This is a genomic window from Leptolyngbya sp. CCY15150, from assembly GCF_016888135.1.
Lineage (GTDB): Bacteria > Cyanobacteriota > Cyanobacteriia > RECH01 > RECH01 > RECH01.
On sequence record NZ_JACSWB010000150.1, the window covers coordinates 23,984 to 35,912 of the forward strand.

Genomic DNA, 11,929 nt, shown 5'->3' on the forward strand with positions numbered 1-11,929 from the left:
ATCGCTTTCAAAAACGTCGGGTCTGCACATGGCCACTAAAAAGCCGGGAACATGCCCCGGCTTTTAAGGTCTACGTCATCTTAATTTAACAGCCGTCTGGCCCGCAGAAGCTGTGTGCGTACAGTACCTCTGCATCACAGATATAGGCAATGCCCGCATAATCGTTGAAAAACTCCACCGCGATCCGATCCGCAATCTTCTCGGCCATATCCCGATTTTCGGTGAGCACCTCGAACTTGATATTTGACTCGGTGTCCGAAACGCTGGGTTGTCCTGATGAGCGTACGTTACGACTGCCTTTGCCGCCAGTCTCCAATACCGTATAACCGGTTGCCCCGGCTTCGTCGATGATCTTGGCTATCTTTTTCAGCAGCAATTTCTCTGTGATGAGAACAAGCTTTTTGGCTGACTTGGCCATATGGGTTACCTCTTGATGTACATATTTATTGAACTACATAGAAACGCAGAATATTGGTCTGCCGGGGCAGGGGGCACCGACAGACCCGTGACCCGTTTGAAATCAGCCGCCCAGCGCTTGGGCCAGCCCGATGAAGAGCGGTATGCACAAGGCGATCGCAACCGGTGTGCCAACGGCTGTGGACGCACCGATGTAGGCCGAGGGATTGGCTGACGGGATACCAGCGCGCAACGTGGGCGGCCCTGAGATGTCTGAACTGGAGGCAGCGATCACGGCTAGGATCACGACGCCGCCAAGGGTGAATCCCGTGACGTAGTGGGCAATCAGTCCCAGACCGAAGGCGATAAACCCATGCAACAGTGGTGCCACAAAGGCATATACAGCGTACCACTGAGCTACTTTACGTAGCTCACCAAGTCTTGCCCATGCTTCCATACCCATGATTAGCATCAGGACTGAAAGCAGACCGCGGAAGAGGGGGTCGTAGAAGCTTTCATAGACACTTGCCGGCTGGGTTAGCAAACCTAGAGCAAGACCAAGCAGCAGTGCGGAGAGAGCGGAGCCTTGGAGGCTTTCCTGGACGATAGGCCATATCTTAACCCGAGAGTTGCCCATGCCACCCGGCTCGCTGGGATACCCACCTGCGGTACCACCCGGTTCGCTGGGATACCCGCCTGCGGCAACAGCTTGCTTGCTGACATACACTTCATTGGTGCGATACTTTTCGCGCTTCCGCTTGCTGGTATAAATGCTGGCTAAGACGATCGCCGTCACGAGTGCTGGGATGTCCATGAAAGGATAGAGAGCAGCAGCCCAGGGCTCGTATACAAGACCACCTTCATCCAGTGACGTCAGAGCGGCAGCCATGGTGGAGCCACTCACGGCACCGAACAAGCCTGCGGTTGCAAGGGCATCCACGACTCTGATCTTCGGCAGCTTTGCCAAGGTGTAGCGCCCGATGAATACGATCAGGATCCCTATTGCCATGGCGAACAAAGCAGGCACTAGCATCTCCACTAGGTTGGAGTCACGGATCGCCTGTCCACCTGTCAGACCGACTTTCATGAGCAGCATGAAAACGATGAACTGGTAGACTGCGTCTGGAATGGTTAGTTGGCTACCGAGGGCGGCAACGACAACGCCACCAATGAGAAAGCCGAGGGTTGGGGACTGCAACTGCGCCAGGAAGCGCATCAAGAAATCGGATAAAAAATCCACAAATACCTCCTTCCGCCTCCTCGTTAGAGGAGTGATTATTGTGATAAGTGACCTTGAAAAAGTAAGGGTGAAGCATGTCACCCCTACAGCACAGATGTTACAAGAGAACCTATTGACAGAGGATTCAGAGATAGCCGCCCTCCGAATAGGGCTAGAAGGTGTTGCTGTCTTGCATGACCTTCCATAGACTCTGGTCTATCAATGTTTGAATTTCCATGTGTTTAAGTCTATCCTGAAAACCACAGTTTTTTGCGCTCCTCAGTATGGATTTGAAACGTAATGTCAAATTTGAACCATAAGTTTTTCTTTTGTTTGGCGATCCCCCCTTCTGGTTCAGGTGAATGGCGATCGCAGAGTTTTCTCAATGCGCCATGCTGAATGTGTGCCCGTTACCCAAGAGCTTCACGACTGTCATGCCTTCTTTTCAGAGGTTTACGCCGTCCTGCACCTTGCCTAGATCAGCCCGACTTGCCTGGATCTGCGGGCCACTGAGAATGGCGATCGCCCCCTACCCTCTGCCACCCAAGCCCCTCTATTTCTTCTTGTTGATCGACTCTATGGATCGATCCAAACCTCTTGCAGATGCTGCCCTAGTCAACCCATCTCTGTGAACGATCGCACCACGGTCCCGTTGCGGGCCTACGATGGCTCTTGGAACATACCTTGCTCCTAGAATGGGGCGGATCAATCCACTCGCAATGCGGGTAGCTCTGTTGGTGGAACTGGCTCCAAGGGGGGACTGTAGCGAGCAACATTCATCCATATGATTGCAATCAGTAAACCAACACCGCAACCAATCGCGAAGATCCAGCCGTGGGAAGGTTCTAAAACCCAGAGCAGGCGGCGATCGCTACCATACACCTGTACGACCCACCCCTCATGTGTATTCAACTTTGGCTGCGACTGCTTCGATTCAAACTGATTCATGGTTTTCACTCCACGCTAATTGTGTATATCACTTACAGGCCCTTTGCCCATGTCAAATGGAAGACTTGCCGAACATCCACCTGATGCGTGTATCGGCTTTAGGACAGTGGTTAAGTCGTTAAGCTGCTTTCGCCAAAGCATAGACATAAATCTATGTTTTAATCGAAAACCATACCTTTAAGTTTATGCAATACCTGGCTCACAAGCAGCATTTTCCACACCATAATTGCCTCAGATTTGTCGAATTCTTTGATAACCGCAACTTATGATTTGAATCGGTTCGGCTACACCACACCTGATTTCTAGGATGCTTTTGACAACTTACGGGATCATGAGTCTGATTTTGCCCGACGGGTTTTAGAATGAGAAGGTCGCCGCTTACAGCAGTTGGTGCTGTCGGTATAGCTCCAACCTTTTTAAACTAATCAGCTATGTCTAACAAATTTCGTTCACCTGGTTATCATCCAACCCGGAAGCTAAAGGTGATCCTGGCGGGTCTCCATGTTGCGGTAGTCACTGATTTTAGTGTTGCTTATAAGATCATCTTGTCGGTGCCCGTTTTAGGCGGTGCTTTTCTTTTTCACCAATGGGTAGATGCTGGCTTAATATTGCTCGCAATGGGGCTAATGCTTATTTCTGAATTATTTAACAGTGCAATTGAAGTCCTGTGCGACTTTGTTGAGCCTCAGCAAAATGATCGTATCCGAGTCAGTAAAGATATTGCAGCAGCGGCGGCTGGACTCAGTATTCTGGTATGGGCAACGATTTTAATTATTGAAAGCATCCATCTCGTTCAACTATAGTAAAGGAAGTCTGTAAGAAAGTAGTTAGAACCAGCAGATGTTATTTAAGGCGGATGGAGAATTATGATCCCAGTTAATAAAGCTCAGCAATAGTTGCAAGATTTGATCGATTCGGTGAGCCAGTCTCATCAATCCATTATTATTGCTGGACAGAGTAGCGGCGAATTGATATTCAACACCCAGCAAAATAGACAACCCTTGCGGTATCTGATTCTGATCATCACCCTACGACTTCCCTACATTAGCCGTCAAGAACCATCAAAATAGGGATTGAATACGGTTGAGCAATACTCGTAAAAGTTCCATTTCTGAAGGATCTAAGGGTTCGAGGTGCTGTTGAATATCCCAGATGTGGGCAGGAAAAACTTGCTCGAAAAGCTGCTGACCAGTAGCTGTGAGTCGCACAATGACGCTGCGGCGGTTGTCTGGAGGAGTTTCTCTTGTGACCAGGCCTTTTCGTTCGAGGCGGTCAACAACTCCGGTCAGGGTACCCTTCGTAATCAATGTTTTTTCACCAATGTCTCCCATGCTCATGCCCGGGGTGTTACCTAGGGTAGCGACGACATCAAACTGGGCCGGAGTTAGATCATACTGTCGCACAAAGGTTTCAGAATAGCTCGAAAAGGCTTGATAAGCTCTGACAAGCGCCCTAACGGTGGCAAGACTTGGCTCTGAAGTGACAGCTTGGGAGGTACTGGGGAAAGACATAGCTTATCTGGCGGTCAATAGTTTTAGTCAGTACTATTCTAGTGGGTAGGGGCAAGTTTTTACAGTGCCTGTTCGTGAGAAAGGCTCAAGCTGCTCCTGAGCTTGGGACATGTTCAGGAACAGCCTTGACAGGTTTGTCGGTGGGAAGCTGGGAAGCATAGCTACGCAGCCTCAGCCAGTGCCATCCTAGATGGGGGCTAGCGATCGCGTCCATGGGCCATCCCGTAGTCAAGATCTGGCCCGGCAGGCACAATGCCGTTGGGGTTGAGTTCGGGTAGCCCAGCGTAGTAGAGCTGCTTGACATGCTCAATGCTGCACCATTCAGCCACCCCCGGCTGCTGATACAGCTCACGGCAGTAGGCCCATAGGTTGGGGAAATCCACCAGGCGCTTGAGGTTGGTCTTGAACAATCCGTGATAGGCCAGATCAAAGCGAAACAAGGTGGTGAACATACACCAGTCGGCCAGGGTGATTTGCTCGCCCACTAGGTAGCGCTGCTGACCCAGAACCCCTTCCCAGTGATTGAGTGCCTCAAATAACTCAGTGACTGCACTGTTGTAGGCGGTTTGGGAGGCGGCAAAGCCGCTGCGGTAGACGCCATTGTTGATCGGCTGGTAGATGGCGTCGATGGCCGCGTCGATGGCGGGGCGCAGGGCCTCGGGATAAAAGTCGCGCTTGGGGAAGGCGGCAAATTCGTTAAAGTCCGAGTTCAACATTTGAATGATCTGCCGCGACTCGTTGTTGACAATGGTTTGGGTTTGCTTGTCCCACAGCACCGGCACGGTGACTCGCCCGCTGTAGTCGGCCTTGGCGCGGGTATAGATCTGCCACAGATAGTCGGCTCCGTAGAGGCTGTCGGGAATGCTGCCGAAGCGTTCAGAAAATGTCCAGCCTTGGTCACTGATCACCGGATCCACGATGGAGAGGCTGATCACGTCTTGCAGCCCTTTGAGCGATCGCAGCAATACCGTCCGGTGCGCCCAAGGACAGCCCAGGGACACATATAGGTGGTAGCGCCCCGGCTCTGCCTTAAAGCCGCTGGAGCCGTTCGCTGTAATCCAGTTGTGAAATAGCGTGGGCATCCGCTTGAACTGGCCGGAGTCGTCGCGCTCAGTCCATTCGGTGATCCATTGGCCGTCGATCAGTTTGCCAAGTGCCATAGAAATGTCTCCGTTGTAGGGTGGGTGGGGGCAGAGGGGAAAGGTATGGAGGGAAGCATCAACTGTTTAACTATCCATCCAACATCCATCAAATTGATAGACGGCCATGCTGAAGGCTCCGTAGGTAAACCCTTGATTGACCTGGTGTCCTTGACCGCCTGCCCCCAAGGCCACAAATAGCGGCAGCAGGTGCTCGTCGGTGGGATGGTTGCGTTCGGCATGGGGGGCGACTTGGCGGTAGTTGAGCAGGGCGGCAAGGTCGTTTTGGTCGATGGCTTTCGCCAGCCAGGTGTCAAACTCGATAGCCCAGGCGGGTGGCGCGGCATGGTAGTCGCTGTTGAACGCAGCCATGTTGTGGGTGGCGGCTCCACTGCCAATGATCAGCACGCCTTCGTCCCGCAGGCAGGCCAGGGCTTTGCCCAAGTGTAGGTGGTGAGCAGGGGTTTCCTGCGGCTGCAACGACAGCAGCGTCACCGGAATCTGACCTGCGGGACTCATCAAAATCAGCGGCGTCCAGGCTCCGTGGTCGTAGCCGCGATCGCTGTTGAACTGAGGAGCAAAGCCTGCTTCAGCCAGTAACTCAGCTACCCGCTTCGCCAAGGTGGGGCTGCCCGGTGCCCGATAGACCAGCTCTGACAGGTGGGGCGGAAAGCCGCCGAAGTCGTAGATGGTCTGGGGCTGGGGGTTGGTGCTCAGGGTAGGCTGGTCGGTGAGCCAATGGGCCGAGATCACCAACATGGCAGTGGGCTGTTCTGGCAGACTAGCCAAGAGCTGGCGCAAAAAGTCTTGGGTGGGGCCAGTGCGGATGGGCAGGTCTGGCGCGCCGTGGGAGATGAAGAAGGTGGGGAGAGTCATTGGTGGGGCAATATAATTTGTGTTCAGATTGTTTTAGTTAGTATAAAATTCGGGGGGGGACTTCAGGGTGCAAGGGACTGCATAGAAGTGTTCTGGGCGATATGGACAGCGACTAGAAATCCTGGGTGGGTCTTTTGGGGACTGTGTTTGCGGTAACGAGGGCGATCGCCATGAGGACAGCAGGCAGCGCCAGCGAAGGATGAGTCGCCCCCTGATTCTCCTGGCTCAAATAGTCTGTATTAGAACTATTATGATTTTAAGGTATCACCTCTGAGGGGCGATCGCAACCCTACGCCAAAACTTTTGTTATCCAAGAGACTCTACGTTTCAACCACTTCATGGATGCGTAACACCCCGTTAAGGTTAGCCATAGTTCTGCCCCGTTGATTCCTTGCAAGATGATTGGCGCTAGCAGAACGGGAGCGAGACGCCCAGGTTCCGATTTCATAGCCTCATTCAGCAACGCCTAACGGTGGAGTATACTGACAACAACGTCGGTGCCTTTGATCGGCTTATGGGTCGCTGAGTGGAAACGTTGAAATCGACTAACTGCGGTGCGGCGGTTTTTCCTTGCTCGGTCTATATATGCCCCTATCAATAGTAGTTAGGCTGAACGTCCATAGAGTAGCGACATGAAACCAGCGAATACCTGGAGCATTTGGGAAGAATTTAGAGCTGCACAGCAAGAGATTCTTCTGCCAGCAGGCCAAGTTGCTCACATTCCTCTTTCTGTCAGATATGTTGATGTGGGAGAAGCTCAGCGAGGCACAATCTTACTGATGCATGGGATCCCAACATGGGGATATCTCTATCACGCTGTTATTCCCATCTTAGTAGATGCTGGATACCGGATTTTGGCTCCAGATTTTCTGGGTCATGGCTGGTCAGATCGCCGCGATCGCTTCGATCGATCCTTTCAAGATCAAGCGCGCATGATTATTGCCCTTCTGTCAGCGCTCAACCTGAAGTGTGTGGATGTTGTTGGGCACGATACCGGTGGTGCCGTTGCTCTTATTCTAGCCATTGAGCACCAAGATTATGTTAATCGTCTTATTATCTCAAATTCTGTTTGCTACGACCGATTTGACGATGATATGCTCGATTTCGGGCATCCTTTAAGATGGAAAACTCGTCCGATATCAGATTTGGTCACGGCGCTTGAAGAAAGTCTTGTAGCAGGGCTTTCTGACCAAAACCAGCTTACCCATGAGTTTCGGCAAGGCATTATTGCTCCTTGGGCTAGTGAGGAAGGTAAGCTAAGCTTGCTGCGCAATGCTGCTGCGCTCAATGCAAACCAGACGATGGCGCTCGTCGATCGCCATGGAACTATCTCTGCTCAGACCATGATTTTATGGGGAATGGATGACCCTTGGCAGAAGGCAGAAGATGGTAAGCAATTGGCTCAAGAAATTCCTGGTGCTGTTTTCCGCGCTATTGATGGCGCTTCACATTGGGTGCAACAAGATGCACCAGAAAAGTTCTGTGAAGCACTATTAGAGTTTTTCGCCATTGTGCCTAACAGCCGCAATGTCCCGGAACGTTGAAGGATACTGGGAGCTAGTGAAAATTATCTGCATCCGGCAGTTGCGATCATGAGAGATGTTGTTCCCCTACTACCGACCTAGTGGCTGCATGGTGAAATGTGGTGCTTACTACAGTCGCGATCGCCCCCCTGGATGCGATCGCTTCTCCTAACATCGCAAGTCCTGATCTCAGCTTAGTTGCGCGCTTCATGTCCACATATCATGCCTACAGATCATGCCTACAGATCATGCCCACAGTATGTTGATCTTCACCCAAACTCAAGCAATTCTCAGGATTATCCGGCATTCTAAAGGTAGTGGAACATCTTTCTTCCCTGCCTGTTGCTAGAGTCTTTGCCCATGCCTTTACCCATGTCTATGACCCCAGAACATGAACGCTTGCAAGCTGCCCAAAATTCGCAAACCCCCTGGAAAAAGTGGGGCCCCTACCTAAGCGATCGCCAGTGGGGTACCGTGCGAGAAGACTATAGCGCCACGGGCGAAGCGTGGGATACCTTCTCCCATCAGCAATCTCACGCTCGCGCCTACCGCTGGGGTGAAGACGGTCTGGGCGGCATCAGCGACGACCAGCAGCTCCTGTGCTTTGGATTGGCTCTTTGGAACGGTCAGGATCCAGTGTTGAAAGAACGGCTGTTTGGCCTGACAGGCCCCCAAGGCAACCACGGCGAAGACGTGAAGGAATACTACTTTTACCTCGACAGCACCCCTACCCATAGCTACCTGAAATTTCTCTATAAGTATCCCCAGTCCGCATATCCCTATGCTGATCTAGTGGACGAAAACCAGCGTCGGGGACGAGGCGATATGGAGTATGAGTTACTAGATACCGGCGTATTTGATGAAGATCGCTACTTCGATGTGCTGGTGGAATACGCCAAAGCCGATCCCGAGGATCTGCTAATCCAGATTGAGGTGATCAACCGGGGCCCCGAGACCGCCACCCTGCACCTGCTGCCAACCCTGTGGTTTCGCAACACTTGGTCTTGGGAAGAAGGCAGCAAAAAGCCTCTGCTCAAGGTGTTGGATGCGCATGATCACATCAGCACCATCGAAGCATCCCATTCTATCCTGGGAAGCTACTGGCTTCACTGTGCCAGCGATGAGCGACTACCGCTGTACTTCACCGACAATGAAACCAACTATGCCCAGCTTTTTAACGTAGAAAACACGTCTCCCTATGTCAAAGACGGTATTCACGCAGCGGTGATGGATGGCAACACAGCGGCGGTCAATCCTCAGCAGGTAGGAACCAAAGCGGCTCCTCATTACCGCTTGAAGTTAGAGCCAGGAGACTGTCAAACTGTTCGGCTACGCCTGAATCAAACAGCCATGCCGGAAGCTCCCTTCGACCAGAACTTTGACACAACTCTGCAGGCACGGCGGCAGGAAGCTGATACCTTCTACCAGGCTATAACGCCCTTCGAGTTGAGCGACGATCAGCGCACGATTCAGCGGCAGGCTTTTGCTGGTTTACTCTGGAGCAAGCAGTTTTACAACTATACCGTTCAAGACTGGCTGCAGGGCGATCCGACCATGCCTGCTCCACCGACGGGGCATCAGCAAGGACGCAACGCCAATTGGCGGCATCTGGATGCTGCCGATATTATTTCCATGCCCGACACGTGGGAGTACCCCTGGTTTGCTGCCTGGGATCTGGCTTTTCACTGCATTCCCTTGGCTATGGTTGATGCGGAGTTTGCCAAGTACCAGCTCGACATCATGACACGGGAATGGTACATGCACCCCAATGGGCAGCTACCCGCCTACGAATGGGCTTTTGGGGATGTGAACCCGCCGGTTCATGCTTGGGCTACCTGGCGAGTTTATAAGATTGAGCAGAAGCAAACAGGGAAGGGAGACAGAATCTTTCTAGAGCGGGTTTTTCAAAAGCTGCTGCTCAATTTTACCTGGTGGGTCAACCGTAAAGATATGGAAGGTAAGAATGTCTTTGAAGGAGGCTTCCTAGGACTTGACAATATTGGCGTTTTTGACCGCAGTGCCGAACTTCCCACAGGGGGAACCCTGGAACAGTCGGACAGCACTAGCTGGATGGCCATGTACTGCCTCAACATGCTGGAAATTGCCCTAGAGCTAGCCTGCGAAAACCCGGTCTACGAAGATATGGCTACCAAGTTCTTTGAGCACTTCATCTATATCGCCGAAGCCATGAACCACGTCGGTGATGATGCCACCCAGCTCTGGGATGACAACGACGGATTCTTCTATGATGTGCTGCATTTGCCCCACGGCGATCGCGTACGGATGAAGACTCGCTCTATGGTGGGGCTAATTCCTCTGTTTGCGGTGATGACCCTAGACCCAGAGTTGCTGGATCGGGTGCCCAACTTCAAGAAACGATTAGAGTGGTTCATCGACAACCGACCTGCCCTGAAGCGCAACATCGCCTGTATGGAAACAGTAGGAGTAGGGGAACGGCGCATGTTGGCCCTCTGCTACGCCACGATGGGCCACTCTGAGCCCCAGGATAAGCTGCGGCGGCTGCTAGAAAAGCTACTAGATGAAGCAGAATTCCTCAGTGATTACGGTGTTCGAGCGCTCTCCAAGTATCATGCTGAGCATCCCTACACCTTCCATGCGGATGGGCAGGACTACCGAGTGAATTATGAACCGGCAGAATCGACCAGTGGTCTGTTCGGCGGCAATTCCAACTGGCGTGGGCCTATCTGGTTTCCAGTCAATTACCTGATCATCGAATCCCTGCAAAAGTTCCACTATTATTTGGGAGACAGCTATCAGGTAGAATGCCCCACCGGCTCTGGACGCTGGGTTAATCTGTGGCAGGTTGCCAGCGACTTGTCCCAGCGATTAATGGGCATTTTTCTGCAGGACAAATCTGGGCAGCGCCCCCTCTATGGCGGTATTAAAAAGTTCCAATCCGACCCCCACTGGCAGCCGTTGATCCAGTTCCACGAATACTTCCACGGCGATAATGGAGCTGGATTGGGAGCTAGTCATCAGACGGGGTGGACGGGGCTGATTGCCAAGCTAATTCAACAACAAGCGGAATATGCGAAGCAATCAGTTTTAGAAGAATAAGTGGCATGGCTGAATCGATAGATGATCTGCCCTCATCCCCAACCCTTCTCCCTAGGGAGAAGGGAGCTAGAACTCCTGTTCCTTCTCTCTGGGAAGAGGGCTAGGGTGAGGGCCGATTGAGCAATTCATACTTGTATTCAGCAACGCCAAATAAGTAATCTCGCTTAATTCAGCTCATCTCCAGGATCAGGCTCTCCTACATGTTCTTTCAAAAATCATCAGGAGCCAGCCATAGAACTGCATTTTTAATATAGGCGTAGATATCTTCTAACTGTTGAGGCTGGTCAAGCACTGCCTGCCCAGGCACATCGGTCACAAAGCTAGGGCAGCCCATGGATGGATTCCAATTGTAATCCACGAAGTGATGGAAGGTCGATTGGGCAATCACGCGACCCAACCGGGCTCCGGACGTGTCTTGTACTCGTTCGGCGGCGACAACTAAGTTAAACTGGCGACCGGTAATTTGGCTGGTGCCTGTGGCGATCACCCGCCCATGATCTGCTCCAGTTCCAACGCCGACGCTGCCTTCATGGGGGTGGGATGGAAAGTATTCTATCTTACCTGTGGCGCTATCGGGATGCTGAAGTAGGGGATGGATCGGTAGATTGGGGGTAATGCGCTGGTAGTTGCCATTGGCTCCGGAGTGGTAGTTAGGCCAGTTGATATCGGGATTGTGGGTGTCATCACGCTGACTGCCGTCTGGATCGCGCTGGCGGCTGTGGAAGTGATGAAAACCACCAATGGCCGACAAGGCACACATAGACAGCCCCATATCCTGGTGATCGCGAGTGGCTAAAATGCCGCCGCCTTGCTGATGAAATTGCGTGATTCCTTGGCAGTCGGCAGGGCTTAACCCATCTCCTGTATCGAGGGCAAACAACCAGAGTTGGTCGAAGTTGTCACGGTGCAGTTGACTCAAGACAGGGTCATCGCCATTGCTATTGGGGGTGCGATCGCGTGCTGTCAGGCTGACCAACGGTTGTCCGGTCGTATCCTTAAGAGATTGTAGATAGGCTTGGAGTAAGGAAAACCGAGAGATTGTCCAGTTATCGGTGTCGGTGGGCAGAAGGGTCGTTTGCAGTAAGATGCGTTGCGCCATAATTGTTGCAAAAACAGGATTCAGCGTGAATTGGCTGGAAACTCAATAGACTTAATCGGAATTAGGAAAAGCAATCAATTCTTAGTCTGAAACCGATCGATCTTATAGCTACTACATCTATTTGGATATCGAGCAACTAA

Annotated in this window: 10 protein-coding genes; 3 read left to right on the forward strand and 7 right to left on the reverse strand. The window is 52.0% G+C overall.

Going from position 1 to position 11,929, the window contains the following annotated elements; all coding sequences use genetic code 11:
* Positions 1 to 85: 85 nt before the first annotated feature.
* The 3 genes from JUJ53_RS06940 to JUJ53_RS06950 all read right to left on the reverse strand — a co-directional run bounded on the left by JUJ53_RS06940 (position 86) and on the right by JUJ53_RS06950 (position 2,563).
* A complete protein-coding gene (locus tag JUJ53_RS06940) occupies positions 86 to 418 on the reverse strand; it encodes a hypothetical protein (RefSeq protein WP_204151267.1) in 333 nt (110 codons plus the stop codon).
* A 102-nt stretch (positions 419 to 520) separates the two neighbouring features.
* On the reverse strand, positions 521 to 1,636 hold the full coding sequence (locus JUJ53_RS06945; protein WP_204151268.1) for a sodium-dependent bicarbonate transport family permease: 1,116 nt from the start codon (positions 1,634 to 1,636) through the stop codon (positions 521 to 523).
* 684 nt (positions 1,637 to 2,320) lie between these two features.
* Positions 2,321 to 2,563, reverse strand: coding sequence for a hypothetical protein (locus JUJ53_RS06950; protein ID WP_204151269.1), 243 nt, complete (start codon positions 2,561 to 2,563; stop codon positions 2,321 to 2,323).
* 431 nt (positions 2,564 to 2,994) lie between these two features.
* Here JUJ53_RS06950 and JUJ53_RS06955 point away from each other — a divergent pair, with 431 nt between their 5' ends.
* Complete coding sequence (locus JUJ53_RS06955) at positions 2,995 to 3,366, forward strand: diacylglycerol kinase (RefSeq protein WP_204151270.1); 372 nt, start codon at positions 2,995 to 2,997, stop codon at positions 3,364 to 3,366.
* Positions 3,367 to 3,624: 258 nt separating this feature from the next.
* Here the strand turns inward: JUJ53_RS06955 and JUJ53_RS06960 are convergent, their stop codons facing one another.
* From JUJ53_RS06960 to JUJ53_RS06970, 3 genes are all read right to left on the reverse strand, one after another.
* Complete coding sequence (locus tag JUJ53_RS06960) at positions 3,625 to 4,074, reverse strand: MarR family transcriptional regulator (protein WP_204151271.1); 450 nt, start codon at positions 4,072 to 4,074, stop codon at positions 3,625 to 3,627.
* 197 nt (positions 4,075 to 4,271) lie between these two features.
* Positions 4,272 to 5,234, reverse strand: coding sequence for a glutathione S-transferase family protein (locus tag JUJ53_RS06965; RefSeq protein WP_204151272.1), 963 nt, complete (start codon positions 5,232 to 5,234; stop codon positions 4,272 to 4,274).
* Between the two features lie 66 nt (positions 5,235 to 5,300).
* Positions 5,301 to 6,089, reverse strand: a complete 789-nt coding sequence (locus JUJ53_RS06970; protein ID WP_204151273.1) for a class III extradiol ring-cleavage dioxygenase — start codon at positions 6,087 to 6,089, stop codon at positions 5,301 to 5,303.
* Between the two features lie 632 nt (positions 6,090 to 6,721).
* Here JUJ53_RS06970 and JUJ53_RS06975 point away from each other — a divergent pair.
* Both JUJ53_RS06975 and JUJ53_RS06980 read left to right on the forward strand, forming a co-directional pair.
* Positions 6,722 to 7,633, forward strand: coding sequence for an alpha/beta fold hydrolase (locus JUJ53_RS06975; RefSeq protein WP_204151274.1), 912 nt, complete (start codon positions 6,722 to 6,724; stop codon positions 7,631 to 7,633).
* A gap of 357 nt (positions 7,634 to 7,990) precedes the next feature.
* A complete protein-coding gene (locus tag JUJ53_RS06980) occupies positions 7,991 to 10,690 on the forward strand; it encodes a glucosidase (protein WP_204151275.1) in 2,700 nt (899 codons plus the stop codon).
* A gap of 208 nt (positions 10,691 to 10,898) precedes the next feature.
* On the opposite strand, the gene JUJ53_RS06985 is transcribed toward JUJ53_RS06980, so the two are convergent.
* Entirely contained in the window at positions 10,899 to 11,789 is an 891-nt protein-coding gene (locus JUJ53_RS06985) for a hypothetical protein (RefSeq protein WP_204151276.1), read from the reverse strand.
* Positions 11,790 to 11,929: the final 140 nt, after the last annotated feature.